The following is a 24413-nucleotide window of genomic DNA, read 5'->3' as shown; positions in this document are numbered from 1 at the left end:
GACAGCTTCCGTCCGCTAGCCTTGCTGGAAGGCTTCGGCCCCAAGGAAACCAAGGCCTACCACTACCAGCTCGACCACTTGGGCACCCCGCAAGAACTCACCGCCCCGGATGGCGAAATCGTCTGGTCGGCGCATTACCGTGCCTACGGGGAAATCACCCGCCTCGACATCGGAAAAGTCGACAACCCGTTGCGCTTCCAGGGTCAGTATTTCGATCAGGAAAGCGGGCTGCACTACAACCGCCATCGCTACTACAATCCGGATGTTGGTCGTTACCTGACGCCGGACCCGGTGAAGCTGCCGGGTGGGATCAATGCCTACCAGTACGTGCCCAACCCTACCGGGTGGGTAGACCCGTTAGGGCTCAGCTCATGTCCTGGCGCCGGTGAATGCAAGCCCGGCAGTGAGGTCGAAAACCCAATTATAAAAGCCAGGGCCAACGAAAGTCAGCCAGCACTACCGAGGCTAACAAGGAAAGATCGAAGCGAACGAATTGGGGCCCTAACTGAGGCAAATGCAAAACGACGCGTGTTAGAACTTGAAGAAAAATATGACATGCACACTGTCGCCAAGCACGGCCCTGAGATCACCGATACTGCGCTAAAACAGAGAGCAATTGATGGAACAGACCCGAGCACCGGATTGCATAAGCCTGGAGCGAAAGGAAACTTAAGCTCTCAGTTTCATGGTTGGAAAATGCAACTCAACGCATTGAACAAGGCGTTGACACGTGAATCGCTTGGGCTAGATCCGTTCAACGGAATGGATCACAATAAAAATCCGATGCTCAAGCTGGAATTACCCGGAGCAGGACGAGGCTATCGCCCTAACAAAAAACAGGTTGAAAGCCCAACCCTTAATGAAAACCTAAACTGGTTCGAAGTGAAATTTGATAAAAAAAATAACACCAGGCCATTTACCGCCTTTCCAGCCGAGAAGAAATAATGTTGAAAAACCCATTTTTAAATGAGCCGTTCGATCCTAGCCTGAAATGGTTCATTGGTGTATTTGATATATATGATCAAGAGCAAGGGCCAGGTCTAGACCTGGAGAAATATAATCCAAACGAAAGAGCCGACCGAGAGTTCCTCATAAAAAATTACGCCCTGAATTTAAGCTACCTTTCTTACAGACATAAATATGTTTTGATCAAGGCCCTAGAAAGCAGCCTGAACAATGAAAGTTATGACTTCCAGAGCTTATTCGATATAAATGAAAATGAGGCCGCGTCATGGCCAAGAGAAGAATGGTACGAACTTGAAAACCCTAGAGAATTTTTAGTGGATGTATATCAACTCGCTCAAATCAGTTGGAAAGAAGACCTCCAAAAAGCCAGCCTCGAAGACCAGTCAACCTGGTAACCCAAACACCGCCCTCCAAGGCAACACCGACCCTCTGTGGCGAGCAGGCTTGCCCTGCGTTGGGCCGCGAAGCGGCCCCAGTCCAGGCGATGGGTGTTTTCAGGTAACCCCGCATTGTCTGTTTTGGGGCTGCTGCGCAGCCCAACGCAGGGCAAGCCTGCTCACCACAGGAAGGCTGCGAACCACAACAAGCGGGATCACCCAAACAAAGGGAGTTCACCAACCCTCTTTAAGCATCCGCAACTCCAAATGCTGCAACAACATGATGGTCTTGCCATCCACAATCTCGCCGTTTTGCACCCTTGCCAAAGCCTCCTCAAAGCCCAGCTCCAGCACTTCGATATCTTCGCCCTCCTCTTCCAAGCCACCGCCAGTCCCAACCCGATCACCCGGCTGGTACTCCCCCATGAAAAAGTGAATCCGCTCGGTCACCGACCCCGGGCTCATGAACGCTGCGTAGATTTTCTCGACATGGCCGACGCGATAGCCGGTCTCTTCCTCGGCCTCCAGGCGAATGCGCTCTTCGGGGCTGGCGTTATCCAGCAGCCCGGCCGCCGCTTCGATCAGGTAACCATGGTAGTCGTTGACGAACGTCGGCATGCGGAACTGGCGAATCAGCAACACCGTACGCTGGGCGCGGTTGTACAGCAGGATGGTCGCGCCATTGCCGCGGTCGTACACCTCGCGGGTCTGGGTTTGCCAGCTGCCGTCGCGGCGGCGCAGGTCGAAGCTGTACTTTTTCAGCAGGTACCAGTTCTTCGAAAGGGTCTCTTCGGCGGTGATGCGAACGGGGCTGGTGTCCATGGTCGTACTCTCAAGAAAGGGCGAGTGTTTGTTTCATGCGATCCCAGGCAAATGGATCATTGCTGGCGCGCAGGATGTAACCCACATGCGTCGCCGGTGACGATCACCCACCCTAACAATCTCTGCACGTCTTGTTCAATGCAGTAACACTTTGTAAGAAACACCCATGGGCGGCTGTCGAATTAATACCTGCCTGGGCAAGCCATCTGGTAAAACCCCTGCTTGACCTTTTACCTGGAACCTTCATGTCCTCACGTTTTTTCTCGCGCCTGAGCCTGCGCTGGTTTCCGCTGCTGTGCATGGCGCTGTTGATCGTCGGCCTGCCGGTGGGCTGCGCCGTGCTGCAACACAAGGAACGCGAACTGGTGTTTCGCATCGAGCCAGGCACCGCCAGTTGGTACAGCGGCTTGCCCAAGGCGGTGCAGGAATTCGAACTCAAGCCGGCCAGCTTCAAATCGGGGCAGAACATCCATGGCTGGTGGTACCCGGCGGACAAGAAAGATGCTCCCGCGATCCTCTACCTGCACGGCGTGCGCTGGAACCTCACCGGGCAGCTGTTTCGCATCGAGCAACTGCACGCCCTGGGTTATTCGGTGCTGGCCATCGACTATCGCGGCTTCGGCAAGAGCCACGGCGAGCTGCCGTCGGAAACCACCGTGTACGAAGACGCACGCATCGCATGGGAACGCTTCCAGGTGCTGCAACCCGACCCACAGAAACGCCTGATCTACGGGCACTCGCTGGGGGGCGCGGTAGCCATCGACCTGGCTGCCGAATTGGGCAAACAGACACCGTTGCCGGTACGTGGCCTCGTCATCGAATCCACCTTTACGTCGCTGGCGGATGTGGCCACCGCCGTGGCGAATACCTCACTGCCGGTGCGTTGGTTGCTGTCACAGAAGTTCGACTCCATCGACAAGATCGCCGACATCCATATGCCGCTGCTGGTGGTGCATGGCCTTGACGACCGCTACGTACCGCCGCGCTTCAGCCAGCAGTTGTTTGAAGCCGCCCGGGAGCCCAAGCGGCTGTTACTGGTGCCCGGTGCCAGCCACAACAACAGCATGAGCCTGGCCGGTCGCAGTTATGGCCAGGCGCTGGACAAACTGATGCAAGCGAAGATGCCGACGCAGGTTGTCACCCACTCCACAGGCCGCAACGGCGACTCGTAAAAATGTTTTTCGGCACTGGGTTCGTGCTTGCCTGTCAAGCGCAAACCCAGGCCATGCTGGGCCAAATCCGAAGTTGATCAAATATTGATCTTGGCTTAAATCGCCAACCCTGCCGGGGCTTCGCAAAGTTATCCACAGAGATACCCACGGTTTTCGTGGACAACTCTTTTTATTTTTTTACGCTTTTTTTGCTCAGTAAACGTTTTCCGGGAATGTCCCCGGCAACAAAATTTCGCGATTCACATCGCGTATATCGTTATACCCACACAGCGCCATCGTCACGTCCAACTCGCGGGCAATAATCTCGAGCGCCTTGGTCACACCCGCCTCGCCCATCGCCCCCAGGCCATACAAATGCGGCCGGCCGATCATCGTGCCTTTGGCACCCAACGCCACCGCCTTGAGCACGTCCTGGCCGGAGCGAATGCCGCCGTCGAGCCACACCTCGATGCGCTCCCCCACCGCTGCCACAATCGCCGGCAACTGGCTGATGCTCGACGGCGCGCCATCCAATTGCCGTCCTCCGTGGTTGCTCACCACCAGCGCATCGGCACCGGCATTTGCGGCCAGGCGTGCATCTTCTACATCAAGAATGCCCTTGATAATCAACTTGCCACCCCAGCACTGCTTGATCCACTCCACATCGTCCCAACTCAGGCGCGGGTCGAATTGCTGGGCGGTCCAGGACGACAGCGAACTCATGTCGGCCACGCCTTTAACATGCCCGACGATATTGCCGAAGCCGCGTCGTTTAGTGCCAAGCATGCCCATCACCCAACGCGGTTTGGTGGCCATGTCGAGGATATTCGGCAGGGTCAGCTTGGGCGGCGCGGACAGGCCATTGATCAAGTCCTTGTGGCGTTGCCCGAGGATCTGCAAGTCGAGGGTCAGCACCAATGCATCCACGCCGGCGGCCTTGGCGCGCTCGATCAACTGCTCGATAAAGGCGCGGTCGCGCATGACGTACAACTGGAACCAGAACGGCTGGCCGACGTGCTCGGCGATGTCTTCCAGCGAACAGATGCTCATGGTCGACAAGGTGTAGCGCAGGCCAAATGCAGCGGCAGCGCGGGCGGTGAGAATCTCGCCATCGGCATGCTGCATGCCGGCCAAACCGGTCGGCGCCAGCGCGACGGGCATGGCCATGTCCTGGCCGATCATGCTGGCGCGGATCGAGCGCTCGTCGATATTGCGCGCCACCCGCTGGCGGAACTTGATGCGGGCAAAGTCGCTTTCGTTGGCGCGGTAGGTGCTCTCAGTCCAGGAGCCGGAATCGGCATAGTCGTAGAACATCCGTGGCACACGTTTTTGCGCGAGCTTGCGTAAATCTTCGATGGTTGTGATCAACGACATCTAGGTCACCTCTCCCTGGACTGAATGCTGAGAGTAACCGCCCATCGCCCGCACAACCAGCCATTGCGTTTACGGCATGAGACGACTAATCTCGCACAAACCCGCAAAAAGACGCAAAACCATGCACAGCACCCATCAAGCCATCGACCTGCCTTCTTTGCGCAAACAGAAGATTTTGTTGCTGCTGGAACGCGACGGCAAAGTCACCGCCTCGGAGCTGGTGGAGCACTTCGCCGTGTCCCAGGACACCATCCGCCGCGACCTTGGCGAGCTCGCCGCTGCCGGCCTGCTGCAACGCGTGCACGGCGGCGCCCTGCCCCGACCCAAAGACACCGGCAAGGATTTTTTCACCCGAGTGGGCGAAACCAACGACGCCAAGCGCCACCTCGCCCGCCTGGCCGCCGAACGGGTCGAGGATGGCCAGATCGTGCTGTTCGATTCCGGCTCCACCACCCTGCAGATCGCTCAGTCCTTGCCGCACTCGATCCGCCTGACAGTGGTCACCACCTCGCCGATGATCGCCATCGCCCTGGCGGACCATCCCGATGTAAAAGTGATCCTCACCGGCGGCCAACTCAACCCGGCGATGCTGTCCACCAGCGGCCATGAAACCGTGCGGTTGATCCAGAGCATCAAGGCCGACCTGCTGTTTACCGGCGTGTGCGCGCTGCATCCGCAAGTCGGTATCAGTTCGCTGCATTTTGACGAGGTCGCGGTCAAGCAAGCCTTGCTCGACAGTGCGTCCCATGTGGTGGCGGTGACCATGGCCGACAAGATCGGCGCCGTGGAGCCGTTTGTGGTGGCACCGTGCAGCCGCATACACACGTTGATTACCGAATGGCACGTGCCGAATGTGCAAGCGTATGAACAGCTAGGTGTGGAAGTGCTGCGGGTAGAGGTCGAGTAGGCACAGCGCATCGGAGGTTGCCAGGCCGCTGGCCGTGTTGTCGAAGATGCACCAGGTGGGCACGCCATCCTCCACGGACGCGCTGACCAAACGGGCATAGGCCTGGACCCGTTCAGGTCCATAGGCGCTGTGATAAATGCGCGGCGTCCCGTGCAGGCGCCAATAACGCACGCCCTGCCAACCGGCCGGTGTGTCTCCCGACGCAATAAGCGGCGGGTCGGCCGCCACTCGCCCGACCTGCAGGTGGCGCAACATCTCCTCAGCCGCAAGCCAACTCCCATGACGTGGCTCAAGCACTACGTGGCCCATGAAACGTTGGCGCAACGCCGCGAAGAATGCGCTGGCAACGAGCGGTTCGTAATGCAACGAAGGCGGTAATTGCACCAACAGGCAACCCAGCTTTTCGCCCAGTTGCAGGCATTGCCCAAGAAACTCATCCAGTGCAGCCTCACAGCCTTGCAGGCGCAGCTCATGAGTGAGGCGCTTGGGCACTTTGACCGAGAAACGGAAGCCTGAGGGTACCGAATCCGCCCAGCGTGCATACGTCTTCGCCAGGTGCGGACGATAGAAGGAGCTGTTGATTTCCACCGCATTGAAGCACGAAGCGTAGCGCTGCAAATGCGTGCCTTCAACAGTAAACCTCGGCCAGTATTCACGCGGCAAACTCCAGCCAGCACAGCCCACATAGGGAGCTGCAGTCAAAACAGCACCTTGGCAGCATCGCGCATGAAAATCTCGATGGTCTTGGGGCCCACCCCGTCGAATTCCCCAAGGCGTTTTTCGAAGGCCTTACGGCTTTCGCTGACACTGCGCATATGGGTGATCTTGCCTGCGTATTCGGCGTTCAACCTGGCGCTGAGGTCGAGCAAGCGTTGCGCGGTGGTTTCGTCATAGCGCACGTAATGCGCGCGTCCCAGCATGGCCACCAATTCACGCGATGTGCAGTGCTGCAGCTTGCGCGCAGTGTCACGGCCTTCTTCCTCGACAATCACCTTATAGGCCTGCGCGGCAATCGGTGCCTGGATACGCTTGCCCATCAGGAAGCTGGCGATAAACCACTTGAACAGACTGTGGTCGTCGCCGGGCTTGAGTTCAATGCCCAACTCCGACGCGCTGATGGCGCGGGCCATGTTCAGTGGCCCAGTTTGCGCTCGGCCTTGGCGGCCTGTTCATTGATGGCATCGGTCTGACGCTCGATGTCCTTGATCTCGGTGGGCGTCACTACTTTATCGACGGTTTCGGTCTCGGGATTCGGGCGTTCCAGAGTCTGGCCCTTGTCAGCCTTGTCGGTGCCCCGCTGGGCTTCTTCAGAGCTGATGGGTGCTGGGGTTTTATCGGCATTCATGGTGAGTCTCCAGTCAATTGAAGGCCCGTGAAAATGACGGGCGCTTAAGCAGCAGAGGCCTGCCGATGTGGATAGTTCAAGGAAATTGCCCGCGCCAACCGCCCGGAAAATAAGCGCAAATTAATTTAAACCTTTGTCGCCCGCGCTGGATCAACTCTCTCAGATCCCATTCCCCATCAGGAGACACTCGATCATGAGTTCACACCTAAACGGCAAGAATATTCTGGTTATCACCTCCAATACCGGCATTGAGCGCGATGAACTGCTCAAACCGTTGGAAGCACTGCGCGGGCATGGCGCGACGGTGACCCACGCCTCCAGCAAGGGCGGCACCACACAGACCTTCGTCGGCGACACCGAGAAAGACCAGACGGTGGAATCCGCTGCAAAACTGTCCGAGCTCTCCGGTGCTGATTTCGATGCACTGGTCATTCCCGGCGGCACCGTCAATGCGGACACGCTTCGCCAGGATGCGGCCGCGTTGAAGCTGATCAACGAATTCGTGCAGGCGGGTAAAACCGTAGCGGCGATTTGTCACGGGCCCTGGGCACTGATTGACGCAGGCGTGATCAAGGGCAAGACCCTGACCTCCTACAAGAGCGTGCGTACTGACCTGGAAAACGCCGGTGCCGCCGGCTGGGTCGATGCCGAGGTCAAGGAATGCAAGGCCAACGGCTGGACCCTGATTACTTCGCGTACGCCGGACGATCTGCCGGCATTCAATGAGGCAATTGCAAGGGCTGTGGCAAGCTGATGCCCGAGCGCTGAACGAAAACAGGCGCCGTCGAGGCGCCTGTTTTTTATGGGCTGATGCCTCAGCTTTTACGATGCTCCGGCATTTCCCGTTTCGGCCCGAACATCGCCCAGGCGATCAGCCCCAACAGCGGCACAAAAATCAGCACCACCAGCCATAATCCTTTGGACTCCCAGCCCCCCGTGCTGCGCAACACGATATTGATCGCCCACAACTCCAGCAGCAACAGAATCACCGCCAGCCCAATCCAGATATATTGAATTTCCATGCTTCACCTCCTAGGTCGTATGCGTTAGGTCAAGCATCGGCCGTGAGGGTTCATTTAAATTTGCGCGAACCTTGCGCCGTGGTGGAATGCAATGCGCCACAGGGCCAACCATGCAACCTGCACGAACAGCACCGTCACGCACTCGCTGTAGGTCATTGAATTTGTAGAGGTATTTCAAAAATCTCAGGTTGGTACACCTGATGCACTCCTGCACTGGACGAGGCGTGCATTTCGACACGCCCTGAGTTTCCCGTGAGGTGTCACCCATGAATGCGATTGACCTGCTCAAAGCCGACCACGAACGCGTCAAAGCCCTGTTGACTCAACTGAGTGAATCCACCGAACGCGGGGTCAAGAAACGCACTGAACTGCTGGCCAAGCTGGAAGCGGAAATCAGCCTGCACACCAAGCTGGAGGAAGAAATCCTGTACCCGGCGTTCAGAAAAGCCGGCGGCAAGGAACAAGACATCATGTACCACGAGGCCAAGGAAGAGCACCGTACCGTCGACGCCCTGGTACTGCCCGACCTGAAGCAGACCGAACCTTCGACAACAGAGTTTTCCGGCCGCGTCAAAGTGGTCAAGGAGCTGTTGGAACACCATATCGAAGAGGAGGAAAGCGAGATGTTTCCTCAAGCGAGAAAATTACTCGGGAAAGCACAACTTGAAGAACTGGGCGCCGAGATGGAAGCGATGAAAACAGCGCATAAAAAGCAGCAGGCAACCAAGACCCTGGCAGCCTGAAGCATGTTTCACCGAAGCCTCACGGGTAGTGCCGGGGCTTCGGTGCAGGGTGCTGGCGAAGGTTCGGGCGCCAATCCCCAATCGCCCTGTTCGTACCAGTCATCACCGAGCATTTCGGCCGGATGCATGGTGCGATCGGCACCGTTGCCGCAGGCCAGGTCAGAGGCGCCGCAATAGCGGTCACACCCCCAGCAGATGCGTTCAGGGTGTTTGGGATGCAGCGGAAATGGCTTGGCCATGAAGCAGCTTCCTACCGGTGAACTGTAGGTCAAGTCTAATGCCACGATACCAACCCGGCCTTGACACGGATCAAGCCGGGCAATCATGAAATATCCTGCAAATTTGACAAGAATCATTATTATTCACGGCAGACCTTCCTAGACTCGGGCCCTCTCCCCTTTCCCGTCAGGAAGCCCTCATGCGTACCTCATCCCTGCTGCCCATTCTCCTGTTGATGACCACCTTCGCGGTGTCCGCCAAGGAGTACCCGATCGGCGAACCGCAACACTGCCCGGGGCTGGAAATCGGTGCGGTGTACCTGCAACCGATCGAGATGGCCCCCGCCGGCATGATGCGCGCCACCGCCGATTCCGACGTGCACCTGGAAGCCGATGTGCGCGCCACGGCAGACAACGCCCAAGGCTTTCAGGAAGGCAGTTTCGTGCCTTACCTGAACCTGTCCTTCGCGCTGAAAAAACAAGGTGACACGCCGCCCATCAACGGTGACTTCCACGCCATGGTCGCCAATGACGGCCCGCACTATGGCGACAACGTCAAACTGCAAGGGCCGGGCAAGTACAGCCTGACCTTCACCGTCACCCCTCCTTCCGGCCACCCCTCCCTGGGCCGTCACACCGACAAGGAAACCGGCGTCGCCCCTTGGTTCGAACGCTGCGAAGTGCATTACGAATTCGTCTATGCCGGCATCGGCAAGAAAGGCGGCTATTGATGCGCCGCGCCCTGCTGCTCGGCGTTTTTTCGCTGAACGGTGCAGCCTTGGCGGCGCCTTTGCCCAGCTATGAGCTGACTCTGCAAGACGGCCGCTTCACGCCGCCCCAGTTGGCGGTCAAGGCCGGCGAGCGTTTCAAGATCGTACTCAAGAACCTCGGCCAAGGCCCGGCCGAATTCGAGAGCACACCGTTGCGGGTGGAGAAAGTCTTGTCCCCTGGGGTGACCACCTTTGTGGTGATCCATCCTCTGAAGCCAGGCACCTATCCGTTCTTCGACGAATTCAACCCCCAACTGCCCCAAGGCAGCATCCGCGCCGAATAGGAGCTGTTGATGAACACATCGATGTTTATTGTGTGGCGCGAAAGCGTCGAGGCGCTGCTGGTGATCGGCATTCTGCAGGCCTGGATCAGCTGCCAGGCCGGTCGCTCACGCCTGGCCCGCTACCTCTGGGCCGGCATCCTGCTGGGCCTGCTCGGTTCCGCCGGGCTGGCGGGGTTGATGCTGTGGGCTGGCGAAACCATGACCGGCCCCGAGGGTGAATGGCTGCAAGCGGCGCTGACCCTGGCCGCCAGCGGCCTGATGGTGCAGATGGTGTTCTGGATGCATCGCCATGCGCCCATGCTCAAACACCGGCTGGTCAATGAAGCCGACCAGCACCTGGCCCGGCACGGCGGTTGGGGCGTGTTGCTGCTGGCCCTGCTGGCAGTGAGCCGCGAAGGCAGCGAGACCGTGGTGTTTTTGTATGGCGCCGGTGCCCGTCTGCACGACGAAGCTCTGGGCCTGTTCGCCGTCGGTGGCGTGCTGGGGCTGGTGCTGGCCGGGCTGAGCGTGGTGCTGTTGCGCAGCAGCCGACGCTTTATTTCCTGGGCACGTTTTTTTGCCGTCAGCGAAGCCTTGCTGTTGCTGCTGGGCGGCGCTTTGCTGGTGTCTGCGGTGGACCGCATCAGTGGGCAACTGTTGGCGATGGACATGCCCGACTGGGTCTACTCGGCCTTTGGCGACAGCCGCTGGGACAGCAGCCTGCTGCTCAGTGACAGCCATGGCCTGGGCGCGTTGCTGGCAGACTTCGCCGGCTACCGTGCCGCGCCCAGCCTGATCACGGTAATGGTGTTGCTCGGCTATTGGCTGCTGGTGGGTAACGGCCTGCGCCGGTCACGGCAAGCCGCATGAGCTGGCTACAGCGACTGGGCGATGGCATGCGCCGCCATGGGCGGCTGATCCGAATCGTGCAATGGATGGTGGTGCTGGTGTACGCCGTGCTGCTGGTGTTGCCGACGCTGCTGCCCCTGCCGGACAGCCAGGCGCGCCTGCTCAACAACCTCACGCTGCTTGCACAATTCATCTTCTGGGGCCTCTGGTGGCCCTTCGTGTTGCTGTCGATGGTGCTGTTCGGGCGCCTGTGGTGCGGCGTGCTCTGCCCGGAAGGTGCCTTGAGCGAATGGGCCAGCCAGCACGGACGCGGCCTGGGCATTCCGCGCTGGCTACGCTGGGGCGGCTGGCCGACCCTGGGTTTTTGCTTGACCACGCTCTATGGCCAGTTGATCAGCGTGTACGACTACGCCCCGGCCGCGCTGCTGATCCTCGGTGGCTCGACTCTCGCGGCGGTTGTGGTGGGCCTGCTGTTCGTGCGCGGCAAACGCGTCTGGTGCCGCTACCTGTGCCCGGTCAGCGGCGTCTTCGCCCTGCTCGCCCGCCTGGCGCCGGTGTACTTCGCCGTGGATGAACAACGCTGGAAGGCCAACGCCGCGCCGCGCCTGCCGTTGCCCAACTGCGCGCCGCTGCTGGACATCCGTCGCCTGCAAGGCGCCAGCGAATGCCACGCCTGCGGCCGCTGCAGCGGGCAACGCGGCGCGGTGCAATTGATCGCCCGCTCATGCAACCAGGAAATTCTGCAGGCTCCGTTGCAACACGGTTCGGCCTGGGACGTACGCCTGCTGCTGTTCGGCGTGATCGGCCTGGCCATGGGCGCGTTTCAGTGGACGCTGAGCCCCTGGTTCATCGCCCTCAAGCAACACCTGGCCGAGTGGATGGTGAGCCGCGACTGGCTATGGCCGCTGCAAGACAACGCCCCCTGGTGGTTGCTCACCCATTATCCGCAACTCAATGACAGTTTCAGTTGGCTGGATGGGGCGTGCATCGTGCTGTATCTGGCCGCCAGTTCGCTGGTGGTGGGCGGCGGGTGCTGGCTGTTGTTGCACCTGGCTGCGCGCTGGGCGAGTGATGGCGCAATGTTTCGGCCCCTGGCATTGACGTTGACGCCCCTGGCGGGCGCAGGATTGTTCCTGGGGTTGTCGGCGACCACGGTGAAGCTGTTGCGGTATGAAGGCTTGGTATTGGCGTGGGTGCAACCGCTGCGAGCGGGGATCTTGATGGCGGCGATCGGCTGGTGCCTGTGGTTGGCGTGGCAACGACTCGAGGGACTGCCTCGCGGACGGGCGTTCCTATGCATGCTGATGAGTACCGGGTTGATCGGCTATGGCTGGTGGCTGCAGTTCTGGGGCTGGGCTCACTGAAGCAAGCGCTATATCAGAACCTGCCAGGATTGAAACTGTGGGAAGGGGCTTGCCCCCGATGGCAGTGGGTCAGCCAGTCCATCTGTCACTGATACTGCGTCATCGGGGGCAAGCCCCCCTCCCACATTTGCCAACCCGCGCACTGCTGCGGTGCGTGGCTGAGGGCCAGCCAGGTCGTGCAAGGCGTAGGGTGATCACCCGCGCAAGACAAACGCGGGAAACAACTCGCGCAAACGGCCCCACAGCTCGGGTAACGCGGCCTGTGCCGGCGCACTCGGCAATTGCCGGTCGAGCATGCTGACGGTGCGCACCATTTGCACGGCGAAGCGCTGCACACCGGTGGCTTGCAGACGCTGGGCCAGCAGCAACAACCGGGGTGGGTCGATCAAGTGCCAATGCACCGTGGTGCGGCATTCATAGTCCACGCCACTGGCGAGCAAAGTGTCGAGGCTGCGCCAGTTGGCGGCGCCGCTGCCCTTGACCTGGGTGATCGACTGGCAGTCTTCGGCCAGGGCCTTCACGTCGAACCCGACCCAGTCGGCATGACGCAACGCATTGGCAAACCCTGCCGGTTTGATCCCCGCGCTGTGCAAGCCGATGTGAAAACCCATCGCCCGCACTTCATCCATCGCCGCCGGCAAGCCTTCCTGCAAGGTCGGCTCGCCGCCGCTGAACACCACGGCATCGAGCAGGTCCCGGCGCCGTTGCAGAAACAGCAGCACCCGGCGCCAATCCACTTGCGTGCTGGCGCGCGGCGGGATCAGGTCCGGGTTATGGCAATAACGGCAACGCCAGGCACAGCCCTGGCAGAACAGCACGCAGGCGAGCATGCCGGGGTAGTCGAGGGTGGTCAGGGGCACCAGGCCCCCGACCCGTAGCGCTCGGCTCATTGACGCCCGGCCGCCGCAGCTGTTTCGGTGAAGTGCACGCGCTCCTTGTGCTCGGACTGCTTGCCGGGGTTGAACGCCGACACCGGCCGGTGATAACCCATCACCCGGGTCCAGACTTCGCAGCGCTGACGTTGTGGCTGGGATACTTGCATGGTGAATCTCCTTGGGGTTGAAAAGCTTGGTTTAACGAGCGGCTGCCAGCACTTCATCGCACTTGGGGCAGAACTCGTGTTCACCGGCCAGATAGCCATGCACCGGGCAGATCGAAAACGTCGGCGTCACCGTGAGGTACGGCAGGCGGAAGCGCCCCAGCGCCTTGCGCACCAACTGCTTGCAGGCCTGGGTCGAGGAAATCTGCTCGGCCATGTACAGGTGCAACACGGTGCCGCCGGTGTATTTGCATTGCAGTTCGTCTTGCAGTTCCAGGGCTTCGAACGGGTCCTGGGTAAAGCCCACCGGCAGTTGCGACGAGTTGGTGTAGTACGGCGCGACATCGCTGCCCGCCTGCAGGATGTCGGGGTAGCGCTTGCGGTCTTCCTTGGCGAAGCGATAGGTGGTGCCTTCGGCCGGCGTCGCCTCCAGGTTGTAGAGATGGCCGGTGTCCTCCTGGAAGCGCAGCAAGGTGGCGCGCACATGGTCGAGCAACTTGAGCGCAAAGGCGCGGCCCTGCTCGGTGTGCATGCCCTGTTCATCGCCGCTGAAATTGCGCAGCATCTCGTGCATGCCATTGAGGCCGATGGTGGAGAAGTGGTTGCGCAGCGTGCCCAGGTAGCGCTTGGTGTAGGGGTAGAGACCGGCGTCCATGTGATGCTGGATCACCTTGCGCTTGACCTCCAGGCTCTCCATGGCCATGTCCATCAGGCTGTCCAGGCGTTGCAGCAAGCCCGAGGGGTCACCCTTGAACAGGTAGCCCAGGCGCGCGCAGTTGATGGTCACCACCCCCAGGCTGCCGGTCTGCTCCGCCGAGCCAAACAGCCCGCCGCCACGCTTGAGCAATTCGCGCACGTCCAGTTGCAGGCGACAGCACATCGAGCGCACCTGGTTGGGCTGCATGTCTGAATTGAGGAAGTTCTGGAAGTACGGCAGGCCGTAACGTGCGGTCATCTCGAACAGGCGATCGGCGTTGTCGCTGTCCCAGGGAAAATCATGAGTGATGTTGTAGGTCGGGATCGGGAAGGTGAACACCCGGCCCTTGGCATCCCCGGCCTGCATCACTTCGATGTAGGCGCGGTTGATCAACGCCATTTCGGCTTGCAGGTCGCCATAGGCAAACGGCATTTCCTCGCCGCCGATCACCGGCACCTGTTCACGCAGATCTTCGGGGCAAACCCAGTCGAACGTCAGGTTGGTAAACGGCGTCTGGGTGCCCCAGCGTGACGGCACGTTGAGGTTGTAGATGAACTCCTGCACCGCCTGGCGCACTTGCGGATAGCTCAGTTGATCCTTGCGCACATAGGGCGCCAGGTAGGTGTCGAAGGAACTGAACGCCTGTGCACCGGCCCATTCGTTCTGCAGGGTGCCGAGGAAGTTGACCATCTGCCCGAGCGCGCTGCTCAAGTGCTTGGGCGGCCCGGCCTCCACACGCCCCGGCACGCCATTGAGGCCTTCGTGCAACAACGAACGCAGGGACCAGCCGGCGCAGTAACCGGCGAGCATGTCCAGGTCATGGATATGCAGGTCGGCTTCGCGGTGCGCACGGCCGATCTGCTCGCTGTAGACCTCATCCAGCCAGTAATTGGCGGTGACCTTGCCCGCCACATTCAGCACCAGTCCACCGAGGGAGTAGCCCTGGTTGGCATTGGCCTGCACGCGCCAGTCTTCGCGGTCGAGGTATTCGTTCATGGAGGTGGCGACTTCCACCAGGGTCTTGCGGTCGCGGCGCAGGCGGCCGTGTTGTTCGCGGTAGACGATGTAGGCGCGCATCGACAGGAAGTAGCCGGCGTCCATCAACACGCGTTCGACACTGTCCTGGATTTGTTCGACGTCCAGTTGGTCGATGCCCCTCAGGCGGGCCAGAACGGCGCCCAGCAGCAGGTCGACGTCGGGGGGCTGGTATTCGCCGGTGGCGGTGCCGGCGGCGATCAGGGCCTGGCGGATTTTTTCGGCGTCGAAGGGGACGAGCGTGCCGTCGCGTTTGTGCAGGCGGGTGCTGGCCAGGGGGGTGAGCGTGGTTTGCATTGGGGAGGCTCCAAACACTACATATAGGTATTTTTTAGTCTTTAAACACAATATGCGGTGATATTACGAAGATTGGCCTTGGGTGCCCTTGATCGGGGTCAAGGTTTTTCAGATCGGAGGCATATCCGTTTCTTCGGTAACGGCGGCTCACTTTTGAAAAGCGCAAAAGTAAGCAAAACGCTCTTGCCCTAACACTCGGCACCTCGCTTAGGCTCGGTGTACCCGTAATTCGACAGTGATTTGGGGGGCCGCCTAAGATCAAAATCAAAAGCCAGATCAAAAGCAGGCGGATATCTAACTGATGTATGGAGATCAAACTGTGGGAGGGGGCAAGCCCCCTCCCACACTTTGACCGAGTACCGGCCATACAATCCGGTCGGCTCTAAGGCCGCCGCGCTCTTGCTTTTGATCTGGGATCGCCCCGTCAAACACGCTGGCCGAACGCAGGCTTGAATCCGTGGGTAACCCGGCAGGACGCCGGGTTAGCCGCACTGGGCCATGGATGGCCCATTGCGGCGGAACCATAAGCCGCCGTGACCGAAGAAACGGATATGTACACGACGACCAAACAACCCACGATCACCCCCCACTCACGCTCATAAACCTCACCACCTGCACCTCCCCCGCCCCCGTAAAATCATGCCCCAAAGGCTTCCCCCGCAATGCCCGATGCAACGCCTCAACCAACGGCCCATCCTCCAAGGGATAGCGCCTGAGCAACCCACGCAGGTCCAGCGCATCCTCCTGCCCCAGACACAACAACAACCGCCCCTCCACCGTCATCCGCACCCGATTGCAACTGCCGCAAAAACTCTGCGAATTAGGCGAAATAAACCCGATCCGCGTCCGCGGATGCCCCACCAACCGCACATACCTGGCCGGCCCACCGCTGCTCTCGGTGCTGTCGAGCAACACATGCTCACGGGCAATCACCCCACGCACGTCATCACTGGCACAGAACGTCTCCCCGCGCGAACGCCCCACATCCCCCAAGGGCATTTCCTCGATAAAACTGATATCGATCCCGTGCTTGATCGCATACCGCACCAACCCCGGCACCTCGTCGAAATTGCGCCCTTTCATCACCACGCAATTGAGCTTGACCCGCTCGAACCCCGCATCCCGCGCCGCCTCGATACCGTCCAGTACCTGGCGCAGGTCACCGTTGCGGGTGATCGCCCGAAACCGCTCGGGGTCCAGGCTGTCGAGGCTGATGTTCATGCGCTTGACCCCTGCGTCCACCAGGGGGCGCGCCAATCGCGCCAGTTGCGAGCCGTTGCTGGTCATCACCAGTTCACGCAAGCCCGGCAGCGCCGCGATGTTGCGGCACAGCCCGACAATCCCCGGCCGGATCAGCGGCTCACCGCCGGTCAGGCGGATCTTGCGCACGCCCTGGCCCACGAACAGCCGGGCCAGGCGCTCCAGTTCCTCCAGGCTCAACACCTGCTGGCGCGGCAGGAAGGTCATGGTCTTCGCCATGCAGTACACACAGCGAAAATCACACCGGTCGGTCACCGACAAGCGCAGGTAATCGATGGTACGGCCGAGCCCATCCACCAGGCTCATGTCACTGCACCAGCGGCGAGTCGGCGCCCTGCAGCGCAAGGCCACGAATGTCCGCCGCGCCGATCAGGGTTTGCAGGTACTGCACCAATGCCCTCTGCCACACGCCTTGTTGCAGCTGGGTGCGAATCGCCCCGGCCACCGCTTCATAAGGCAACGGCTGCCCTTCGATACGCTGGTCGATGCTGATCACATGCCAGCCATAGCGGCTTTCCAACGGTTTGTCGGCCAGGCCCGGTGCCAGGGTGAACAGCTGGCGCTCCAGTTCAGGCACGGTCTGGCCCTTGCTGATCTGGCCCAGCGAACCGCCCTGGGCCTTGGAGGGGCACGCCGAATACTTCAGCGCCAGCTCGGCGAAACCGCCGGGGGTCTGTGCCAGGCTCAGCAACAGGATTTGCGCCTGCACATGGGCCATCTGGCGCGCCTCGGCATCGTCTGGCGCGCACTCGAACAGGATGTGCCGCACCGCCAGCAACGGCGCGCTGTGGAAGCGCCCGCGATTGCTCTCAAAGTAATGCCGGCATGTCGCTTCGTCGCACTGCGGCACGCTGATTTCACGCTCCAGCAGCAAGCGCGTGGCCGCTTCCTCTTCGTTCTCGCCGGGGGCGATGTCCACCGTCAGGCCGAGCTCGGCAATGCGCTGTTGCAGCAACTCGCGAATCACCAGGGCGCGGGCCGCCAGGTACACCGCTGCTTCGCGGCTTTCGGCCGGGTGGTATTGCAACTCCAGGGCCATCGCCTCGGGCGTGATCGACACGCCGTTGACGCTGACGATGGGCCATTCCTGTTCACTGCTGGCAATCAATTCAGGCTGGGTCATCACGCGCTCCTCACGACTTCTGCCGCACGATTTGGTAGCGCCGCCCCAGGTACCAGATCGGCGCGCTGACCATGTGCACCAGGCGGGTAAACGGGAACAGCACGAACAGGGTCAAGCCCAGTGCCACGTGGGCCTTGTAGATCAGCGACACCGGCGCAATCGATTCCGCCGCCTGCACCGGCCGCAGCAACACCACGTTCTGCGCCCAGTCGGCGAGCATCACCATCACCGAGCCGTCCATGTGCCCGGTCGAGGCGACGATGGTCAGTAAACCGAGCAGTAACTGCGCGAGCAGCACCAGCAGGACCAGGATGTCCGACGCACTCGATGTGGCGCGTACCCGCGGGTCGCTCAAGCGACGCTTGACCAGCATCAGTAACCCCACCAGACACAGCAGGCCGAAGAATCCGCCGGAGACCATCGCCAGCAGTTGCTTGTTTTCAGTGCTGATTACGTGGTGATAGACCGACGCCGGTGTGAGCAGGCCGACAAAATGCCCGGCCAGCACAAACAGCACGCCGATATGGAAAAAGTTGCTCGCCACGCGCATGCCACGGTTGTTCAGCATCTGGCTGGAGCCGGCCTTCCAGGTGTACTGCGACAGGTCGAACCGCGCCCAACTGCCCAGCAGACAGACCGCCAGGGCCACATAGGGGTACACCCCGAATACCAGCAAATTCCACTTAGACATTACCCACCTCCCCGGCCGGCATGGCGGCCGGCGCTGCTTGCTGAAAATCCACCCAATGCAGCGGCACGGCGCTTTCTTCCCGTGCCTTGCCGGGTGCGCTTGGCATCGCGCTGCAACGGTCCTGCTGCTCGGCCTGCATAAAGTCCACGGCCTCCTCTTCCCAGACCTTGTCGAGGGCTTCGAGGGAGTCGTCGCGTGGCTCGGCCGCCACTTGGGCGCGCACCTCGGCCACGGCCTGGTGCGGCTCGGTGCCGGCGATCTGCAACAGCGCACGCATGCAACTGGCGTAGGCGCTCTCACGCTCTTCCAGGCGCGCCGCAAGCAACGCCAACAGGTGCGCCACATCCGCCAGGCCTTCGCGGGCTTCGATGTCTTCGCGGGTGGAGAGGAACTCCAGGTACAGCGGGATATAGTCCGGCAGCTCCTTGACGCCGATGGCAAACCCCGCGGCCTCGTACTGGGCCATCATGTCGACCATCGCCTGGCCACGATCCCGGGACTCGCCGTGCACGTGTTCAAACAGCAGCAGCGACAGCGAACGACCACGACCGAACAACGCGCCGTAGTGTTCCTGGCCATCCATCAGGTCATTGGCGCAGATCAGCTCCAACAGCTCGAACAACGCGCCGCGTTGCTTGGGGCTGATTTCCCGCGACTCGATAATTGCCTGCTCCAGTTCATCGCGGCCATTCACCAGGGCCTCGGTGGGATAGTCCAGCAGCAACGAAATCACTTTAAGAATGCGCATGGCTCAGTCCTCCCAGATCTGGACGGTTTTCAGCACGTCGCGACGGTTGGCTTTCCTGGCACCGAACATGTTGGTGTCGGAACTGCCGCTGCAACCGCTGCCAAAGCTGAAGCCGCAACCGGAGCGTTCGGCGAAGGCGTCGCTCATGGCGTCCTCACGGTGCGCGCTCGGCACCACAAAGCGGTCTTCGTAGTTGGCAATCGCCAGGTAGCGGTACATCTCTTCCACCTGCGGCACGCTCAGGCCCACGTCTTCGAGCACTTGCAGGTCCTGCACGCCGTCCACCTGCTGCGAGCGCTTGAAAGCCCGCATCGCCAGCAGGCGTTTGAGGGCACGCTTGACCGGTTTCTCATCGCCGGCGGTGAGCATGTTGGCCAGGTAGCGCAGCGGAATGCGCAGGCTGTCCACGTCCGGAATCACCCCGTTCATGCCCACGGTGCCAGCAGCGGCAGCGTTCTGGATCGGCGACAGCGGCGGCACGTACCAGACCATCGGCAAGGTGCGGTATTCCGGGTGCAGCGGCAGTGCGAGCTTCCAGTCCACGGCCATTTTGTACACGGGGGAACGCTGCGCCGAGTCGATCACCGACTGCGGCACGCCATCGGCCAGGGCCTGGCGGATCACCGCCGGGTCATTCGGGTCGAGGAAGATCTCCAGTTGCTTTTCATACAGGTCGTGCTCGCTGGCCGTGCTCGCCACTTCGCTGATGCGGTCGGCGTCGTAGAGCAGAACGCCGAGGTAGCGGATGCGCCCGACGCAGGTTTCCGCACACACGGTGGGCATGCCGGCCTCAATTCGCGGGTAGCAGAAGATGCATTTCTCGGACTTGCCGCTCTTCCAGTTGAAGTAGATTTTCTTGTACGGGCAACCGCTGATGCACATACGCCAGCCGCGGCATTTTTCCTGGTCGATCAGCACGATGCCGTCTTCTTCACGCTTGTAGATCGCACCACTGGGGCACGACGCCGCGCACGCCGGGTTGAGGCAGTGCTCGCACAGGCGCGGCAGGTACATCATGAAGGTGTTTTCGTACTCGCCGTAGATATCGGCCTGGATCTGGTCGAAGTTCTTGTCCTTGCGGCGCTTGGCGAACTCGGTGCCGAGGATTTCCTCCCAGTTCGGGCCCCACTCGATTTTCTGCATGCGCTTGCCCGACACCACCGAGCGCGGCCGCGCGGTCGGTTGGTGCTCGCCCAACGGCGCGGTGTGCAGGTGCTGGTAATCGAAGTCGAACGGCTCGTAGTAGTCGTCCAGGCTCGGTAGGTCCGGGTTGGCGAAGATATTCGCCAGCACGCGGAACTTGCCGCCGATACGCGGGTTGATGCTGCCGTTGGCGTTGCGCACCCAGCCGCCCTTCCATTTGTCCTGGTTTTCCCACTCCTTGGGGTAGCCGATGCCGGGCTTGGATTCGACGTTGTTGAACCAGGCGTACTCCATGCCTTCGCGGCTGGTCCACACGTTCTTGCAAGTGATCGAGCAGGTGTGGCAGCCGATGCATTTGTCCAGGTTCAGCACCATGCCGATCTGTGAGCGAATCTTCATCTCAGTTCTCCTCGATATCGGTCGGCAAGGGGCGCGGCAAGTCATCGCCGGTGGCACCGTCGAGCCAGTCGACCTTGGCCATCTTGCGCACCACGACGAACTCGTCGCGGTTGCAACCGACCGTGCCGTAATAGTTGAAGCCGTAGGCCTGCTGGGCGTAGCCGCCGATCATGTGGGTCGGCTTGAGCACCACGCGGGTCACCGAGTTGTGATGGCCGCCACGGGTCTTGGTGGTCTCCGAACCGGGCACGTTCACGATGCGTTCCTGGGCGTGGTACATCATCACCATGCCCTCCTTCACGCGCTGGCTGACCACCGCGCGGGCGGTCAGCGCGCCGTTGACGTTGAAGCATTCGATCCAGTCGTTGTCCTCGATGCCGGCGCGTTTCGCGTCGATCTCCGAGAGCCACACGATCGGCCCGCCACGGCTCAGGGTGAGCATCAGCAGGTTGTCGCTGTAGGTGCTGTGGATGCCCCATTTCTGATGCGGGGTAATCCAGTTCAGCACGATCTCGGTCTCACCATTGCTGCGCTTGCCCTTCACCCCTTCGATGGTGCGGGTGTTGACCGGTGGCCGGTAGCTCATCAGTTGTTCGCCGAACGCCTGCATCCACGGGTGGTCCTGGTAGAACTGCTGGCGGCCGGTGATGGTGCGCCATGGGATGTTTTCGTGGACGTTGGTGTAGCCGGCGTTGTAGCTCACGTGGTCGTCTTCCAGGCCCGACCAGGTGGGGCTGGAGATGATCTTGCGCGGCTGCGCCTGGATGTCGCGGAAGCGGATCGCCTCATGCGCCTTGGGCAGCGCCAGGTGGCTGTGGTCGATGCCGGTGAAGGCCGACAGCGCCGCCCAGGCCTTGACCGCCACATGGCCGTTGGTTTCCGGGGCCAGGGACAGGATCACCTCGGCCGCATCGATGGCGGTATCGATCTTCGGCCGGCCATGGCTGATGCCCGCGTCGCCTTCGTGATGGTTCAGCTCGCCGAGGAAGGCCACCTCGTCATCGGTGTTCCAGTTGATGCCCTTGCCGCCGTTGCCGAGTTTTTCCAGCAAGGGCCCAAGGGAGGTGAATTTCTTGTAGATGTTCGGGTAGTCACGCTCCACCACCGCCATGTTCGGCGCGTTCTTGCCGGGTACAGGCGCCACACCGGCGCTTTTCCAGTCGGTGCCACCGAACGGCTGGGCCAGTTCGCCGACGCTGTCGTGCATCAGCGGCACGGTCACCAGGTCCTGCTCGACGCCCAGGTGCCCGACCGCCATGGCCGAGAACGCCTTGGCAATGCCCTTGTAGATTTCCCAGTCGGAACGCGACTCCCACGCCGGGTCGATGGCTGCCGACAACGGGTGGATGAACGGGTGCATGTCCGAGGTGTTCATGTCGTCTTTTTCGTACCAGGTGGCGGTCGGCAAGACGATGTCGGAGTACACACAGGTGGACGACATGCGGAAGTCCAGGGTGGTCACCAGGTCGAGCTTGCCGATGGCGCCGTCGTCGACCCATTCGGCTTCGGTGGGCTTGCTTTCGCCGCCAAAGCCAATGTCTTCGTTCATCACGCCGTTCTTGGTGCCGAGCAGGTACTTGAGCATGTACTCATGGCCCTTGCCCGACGAACCGAGCAGGTTGGAACGCCAGATGAACATGTTGCGCGGGAAGTTCACCGGGCTGTCCGGTTGCTCGCAGGCAAAGCGCAAGGTGCCGTCCTGCCAGGCCTTGATGACGTAGTCTTTGGGCTCCATGCCGGCGGCGGCCGCGTCCCGGCAGATATGCAGCGGGTTGGTGTTCAGTTGCGGCGCGCTGGGCAACCAGCCGGCGCGTTCGGCGCGGATGTTGTAGTCCAGTGCATGGGTGGGGAACTGCGACTTGTCCGCCATCGGCGACAACACGTCGTGCATGTTCATTTTTTCGTGGCGCCACTGCGAGCTGTGGCCGTAGAAGAAGCTGGTGCCGTTCATCTGGCGTGGCGGGCGGCTCCAGTCCAGGCCGAACGCCAGGGGCAACCAGCCGCATTGCGGGCGCAGTTTTTCCTGGCCGACATAGTGGGCCCAGCCGCCCCCGGTCTGGCCGACGCAACCGCAGAGCATGAGCATGTTGATCAGCCCGCGGTAGTTCATGTCCATGTGGTACCAGTGGTTCATCGCCGCGCCGACGATGATCATTGAGCGCCCCTTGGTCTTGTCGGCGTTGTCGGCGAACTCACGGGCGATCTGGATGGCTTTCTCGCGGCTGACGCCGGTGATCGCTTCCTGCCAGGCCGGGGTGCCCGGTACGCTGGCGTCGTCGTAGTCCCGGGCCACGTTGCTGCCGCCCAGGCCACGGTCGATGGCCAGGTTGGCCGCCGACAGGTCGAACACCGTGGCGACCTTGGCCACGCTGCCATCGGCCAACGTCACGTTGAGCACCGGCACGCGGCGGAACTGCACCGCGTCACCGGCCACGTGCTGGAAGTGTTCGTGGGCTTCACCGGCAAAGTACGGGAAGCCGACTTCGGCCACGTCTGCGCCGATCAGGCTGAGCTTGAGGTCGATGGCACGGCCTTCGCCGCCCTCTTTGGCGAGAATGTTCCACTTGCCCTTCTCGCCCCAGCGGTAGCCGATGGAACCTTGTGGCGACACCAGCTCACCGCTCTCATCGAGGGCGATGGTTTTCCATTCCGGGTTGTTGTCCTGGCCCAGGTTGCCGGTGAGGTCCGAGGCGCGCAGGAAGCGGTCGGGCTGGAAGCCGGCGCCGGGGGCAAACCCGGTCATGGGTTTGAGCATCACCAGCACCGGCAGGTCGGTGAAGCGCTTGGCGTAGTCGGTGAAATAGGTACTCGGGTGGTCGAGATGGAACTCTTTGAAGATCACATGATTGAAGGCCTGGGCCAACGCCGCGTCGGTACCCTGCTTGGGGTTGAGCCACAGGTCGGTGAGCTTGGCCACTTCCGAATAGTCTGGGGTGATGGCCACGGTCTTGGTGCCCTTGTAGCGCACCTCGGTGAAGAAATGCGCGTCCGGCGTACGGGTCTGCGGGACGTTGGAACCCCAGGCAATGATGTAGTTGGAGTTGTACCAGTCGGCCGATTCCGGCACGTCGGTCTGCTCGCCCCACACCATCGGCGAGGCCGGTGGCAGGTCGCAGTACCAGTCATAGAAACTCAGGCACACCCCGCCCAGCAGCGACAGGTAACGCGAGCCGGCGGCGTAGCTGACCATGGACATGGCCGGGATCGGCGAGAAGCCGACGATGCGGTCCGGCCCGTATTGCTTGATGGTGTAGACGTTGGAGGCAGCGATGATCTCGTTGACCTCCTCCCAGTTGGAGCGAATGAAACCGCCCATGCCGCGCTTGCTCTTGTACGACTCGGCCTTGGCCTTGTCCTCGACAATGCTCGCCCAGGCCTCCACCGGAGCCATGGTCAGGCGCGCTTCACGCCACAGTTTGAGCAACGGCTTGCGGATCTTCGGGTACTTGAGCCGGTTGGCGCTGTAGATGTACCAGCTGTAGCTGGCGCCACGCGGGCAGCCACGGGGTTCGTGGTTGGGCAGGTCGTTGCGGGTGCGCGGGTAGTCGGTCTGCTGGGTTTCCCAGGTGATCAGGCCGTTCTTCACGTAGATCTTCCACGAGCAGGAGCCGGTGCAGTTCACCCCGTGGGTGGAGCGCACGATCTTGTCGTACTGCCAGCGCGAACGGTAGACGTTTTCCCAGTCGCGGGACTCCTTGCGGGTCTCGCCGTGCCCCTCGGAGAACTCGTCTTGCTTGCGGTTGAAGAACCGCAGTTGATCCAGTAAGTGACTCATGGTGCTTTCCTCATCAGGCGTGCCGTGGGGTGCGT

General features: G+C 61.2%; 25 protein-coding genes and 1 pseudogene. 10 read left to right on the top strand and 16 right to left on the bottom strand.

Features of this window, described 5'->3' with window-relative positions; all coding sequences use genetic code 11:
- Window positions 1-945: RHS repeat domain-containing protein (locus tag BM026_RS27490; RefSeq protein WP_175507983.1), on the top strand; the 945-nt coding region annotated here is incomplete at its 5' end.
- On the top strand, window positions 945-1361 hold the full coding sequence (locus BM026_RS27485; protein ID WP_256575562.1) for a hypothetical protein: 417 nt from the start codon (window positions 945-947) through the stop codon (window positions 1359-1361). The genes BM026_RS27490 and BM026_RS27485, both read left to right, overlap by 1 nt.
- A 216-nt stretch (window positions 1362-1577) precedes the next feature.
- Here BM026_RS27485 and BM026_RS27480 read toward each other — a convergent pair whose 3' ends face one another.
- On the bottom strand, window positions 1578-2165 hold the full coding sequence (locus tag BM026_RS27480) for an NUDIX domain-containing protein (RefSeq protein WP_071491699.1): 588 nt from the start codon (window positions 2163-2165) through the stop codon (window positions 1578-1580).
- Window positions 2166-2410: 245 nt separating this feature from the next.
- On the opposite strand from BM026_RS27480, the gene BM026_RS27475 reads away from it, so the two are divergent.
- Entirely contained in the window at window positions 2411-3337 is a 927-nt protein-coding gene (locus tag BM026_RS27475) for an alpha/beta hydrolase (protein WP_092245485.1), read from the top strand.
- A 192-nt stretch (window positions 3338-3529) separates the two neighbouring features.
- Here the strand turns inward: BM026_RS27475 and BM026_RS27470 are convergent, their stop codons facing one another.
- Complete coding sequence (locus tag BM026_RS27470) at window positions 3530-4690, bottom strand: alpha-hydroxy acid oxidase (protein ID WP_092245482.1); 1161 nt, start codon at window positions 4688-4690, stop codon at window positions 3530-3532.
- 121 nt (window positions 4691-4811) lie between these two features.
- Here BM026_RS27470 and BM026_RS27465 point away from each other — a divergent pair, with 121 nt between their 5' ends.
- The gene (locus BM026_RS27465; RefSeq protein ID WP_093530765.1) at window positions 4812-5597 is read left to right on the top strand and encodes a DeoR/GlpR family DNA-binding transcription regulator; all 786 of its coding nucleotides are present in this window, start codon (window positions 4812-4814) and stop codon (window positions 5595-5597) included.
- On the opposite strand, the gene BM026_RS27460 is transcribed toward BM026_RS27465, so the two are convergent.
- The 3 genes from BM026_RS27460 to BM026_RS27450 are packed head-to-tail and all read right to left on the bottom strand — an operon-like array spanning window position 5562 to window position 6942.
- Window positions 5562-6299, bottom strand: a complete 738-nt coding sequence (locus BM026_RS27460) for a DUF72 domain-containing protein (protein WP_093530763.1) — start codon at window positions 6297-6299, stop codon at window positions 5562-5564. The two genes, BM026_RS27465 and BM026_RS27460, sit on opposite strands and share 36 nt — an antisense overlap.
- Window positions 6296-6727 carry a DNA methylase gene (locus tag BM026_RS27455; RefSeq protein WP_093530761.1) on the bottom strand — a complete coding sequence of 144 codons (432 nt, stop codon included), beginning with the start codon at window positions 6725-6727 and terminating at the stop codon, window positions 6296-6298. The genes BM026_RS27460 and BM026_RS27455 overlap by 4 nt, the downstream gene beginning before the upstream one ends.
- Before the next feature lie 2 nt (window positions 6728-6729).
- Window positions 6730-6942 carry a hypothetical protein gene (locus tag BM026_RS27450; RefSeq protein WP_093530759.1) on the bottom strand — a complete coding sequence of 71 codons (213 nt, stop codon included), beginning with the start codon at window positions 6940-6942 and terminating at the stop codon, window positions 6730-6732.
- A 193-nt stretch (window positions 6943-7135) separates the two neighbouring features.
- Here BM026_RS27450 and BM026_RS27445 point away from each other — a divergent pair, with 193 nt between their 5' ends.
- The gene (locus tag BM026_RS27445; RefSeq protein WP_093530757.1) at window positions 7136-7696 is read left to right on the top strand and encodes a type 1 glutamine amidotransferase domain-containing protein; all 561 of its coding nucleotides are present in this window, start codon (window positions 7136-7138) and stop codon (window positions 7694-7696) included.
- 61 nt (window positions 7697-7757) lie between these two features.
- On the opposite strand, the gene BM026_RS27440 is transcribed toward BM026_RS27445, so the two are convergent.
- On the bottom strand, window positions 7758-7964 hold the full coding sequence (locus BM026_RS27440; protein ID WP_071491707.1) for a PLDc N-terminal domain-containing protein: 207 nt from the start codon (window positions 7962-7964) through the stop codon (window positions 7758-7760).
- A gap of 266 nt (window positions 7965-8230) precedes the next feature.
- Here BM026_RS27440 and BM026_RS27435 point away from each other — a divergent pair, with 266 nt between their 5' ends.
- Entirely contained in the window at window positions 8231-8707 is a 477-nt protein-coding gene (locus BM026_RS27435) for a hemerythrin domain-containing protein (protein ID WP_092245471.1), read from the top strand.
- A gap of 8 nt (window positions 8708-8715) precedes the next feature.
- On the opposite strand, the gene BM026_RS27430 is transcribed toward BM026_RS27435, so the two are convergent.
- Complete coding sequence (locus tag BM026_RS27430; protein ID WP_093123420.1) at window positions 8716-8946, bottom strand: DUF3079 domain-containing protein; 231 nt, start codon at window positions 8944-8946, stop codon at window positions 8716-8718.
- Window positions 8947-9125: 179 nt separating this feature from the next.
- Here BM026_RS27430 and BM026_RS27425 point away from each other — a divergent pair, with 179 nt between their 5' ends.
- From BM026_RS27425 to BM026_RS27410, 4 genes are read left to right on the top strand one after another with little or no spacing between them, the layout of a single operon-like run.
- Entirely contained in the window at window positions 9126-9656 is a 531-nt protein-coding gene (locus tag BM026_RS27425) for an iron transporter (RefSeq protein WP_092245465.1), read from the top strand.
- Window positions 9656-9979 carry a cupredoxin domain-containing protein gene (locus tag BM026_RS27420; protein ID WP_093512626.1) on the top strand — a complete coding sequence of 108 codons (324 nt, stop codon included), beginning with the start codon at window positions 9656-9658 and terminating at the stop codon, window positions 9977-9979. The genes BM026_RS27425 and BM026_RS27420 overlap by 1 nt, the downstream gene beginning before the upstream one ends.
- Window positions 9980-9988: 9 nt before the next feature.
- Window positions 9989-10828 carry an FTR1 family iron permease gene (locus BM026_RS27415; protein WP_093530755.1) on the top strand — a complete coding sequence of 280 codons (840 nt, stop codon included), beginning with the start codon at window positions 9989-9991 and terminating at the stop codon, window positions 10826-10828.
- Window positions 10825-12171, top strand: a complete 1347-nt coding sequence (locus tag BM026_RS27410) for a 4Fe-4S binding protein (RefSeq protein WP_092245456.1) — start codon at window positions 10825-10827, stop codon at window positions 12169-12171. Before BM026_RS27415 ends, BM026_RS27410 begins: the two co-directional genes overlap by 4 nt.
- Before the next feature lie 194 nt (window positions 12172-12365).
- Here BM026_RS27410 and BM026_RS27405 read toward each other — a convergent pair whose 3' ends face one another.
- The 9 genes and pseudogenes from BM026_RS27405 to BM026_RS27365 form a co-directional block, all read right to left on the bottom strand.
- Window positions 12366-13061 carry an anaerobic ribonucleoside-triphosphate reductase activating protein gene (locus BM026_RS27405; protein ID WP_092245454.1) on the bottom strand — a complete coding sequence of 232 codons (696 nt, stop codon included), beginning with the start codon at window positions 13059-13061 and terminating at the stop codon, window positions 12366-12368.
- Complete coding sequence (gene nrdD / locus BM026_RS27400) at window positions 13058-13213, bottom strand: anaerobic ribonucleoside-triphosphate reductase (protein ID WP_093123442.1); 156 nt, start codon at window positions 13211-13213, stop codon at window positions 13058-13060. Before nrdD ends, BM026_RS27405 begins: the two co-directional genes overlap by 4 nt.
- Before the next feature lie 31 nt (window positions 13214-13244).
- Window positions 13245-15253 (bottom strand): annotated as a pseudogene (locus tag BM026_RS27395) (ribonucleoside triphosphate reductase).
- Between the two features lie 565 nt (window positions 15254-15818).
- On the bottom strand, window positions 15819-16805 hold the full coding sequence (gene moaA / locus BM026_RS27390; protein ID WP_093123450.1) for a GTP 3',8-cyclase MoaA: 987 nt from the start codon (window positions 16803-16805) through the stop codon (window positions 15819-15821).
- A gap of 1 nt (window position 16806) precedes the next feature.
- Window positions 16807-17622 carry a peptidylprolyl isomerase gene (locus BM026_RS27385; RefSeq protein ID WP_092245442.1) on the bottom strand — a complete coding sequence of 272 codons (816 nt, stop codon included), beginning with the start codon at window positions 17620-17622 and terminating at the stop codon, window positions 16807-16809.
- A 10-nt stretch (window positions 17623-17632) separates the two neighbouring features.
- Window positions 17633-18313: a respiratory nitrate reductase subunit gamma gene (gene narI / locus BM026_RS27380; protein ID WP_093123456.1), complete on the bottom strand. Its 681-nt coding sequence runs from the start codon at window positions 18311-18313 to the stop codon at window positions 17633-17635.
- Window positions 18306-19061, bottom strand: coding sequence for a nitrate reductase molybdenum cofactor assembly chaperone (gene narJ, locus BM026_RS27375; RefSeq protein WP_092245436.1), 756 nt, complete (start codon window positions 19059-19061; stop codon window positions 18306-18308). The genes narI and narJ overlap by 8 nt, the downstream gene beginning before the upstream one ends.
- 3 nt (window positions 19062-19064) lie before the next feature.
- Complete coding sequence (gene narH, locus BM026_RS27370; protein ID WP_092245433.1) at window positions 19065-20603, bottom strand: nitrate reductase subunit beta; 1539 nt, start codon at window positions 20601-20603, stop codon at window positions 19065-19067.
- 1 nt (window position 20604) lies between these two features.
- On the bottom strand, window positions 20605-24378 hold the full coding sequence (locus tag BM026_RS27365; protein ID WP_093512638.1) for a nitrate reductase subunit alpha: 3774 nt from the start codon (window positions 24376-24378) through the stop codon (window positions 20605-20607).
- Between the last annotated feature and the right edge of the window lie 35 nt (window positions 24379-24413).

This window comes from Pseudomonas sp. NFPP24 (genome assembly GCF_900112095.1).
GTDB classification, from domain to species: domain Bacteria; phylum Pseudomonadota; class Gammaproteobacteria; order Pseudomonadales; family Pseudomonadaceae; genus Aquipseudomonas; species Aquipseudomonas extremorientalis.
The sequence above is the reverse complement of the archived record's forward strand: the minus strand, read 5'-3'. Positions and strand labels throughout refer to the sequence as shown.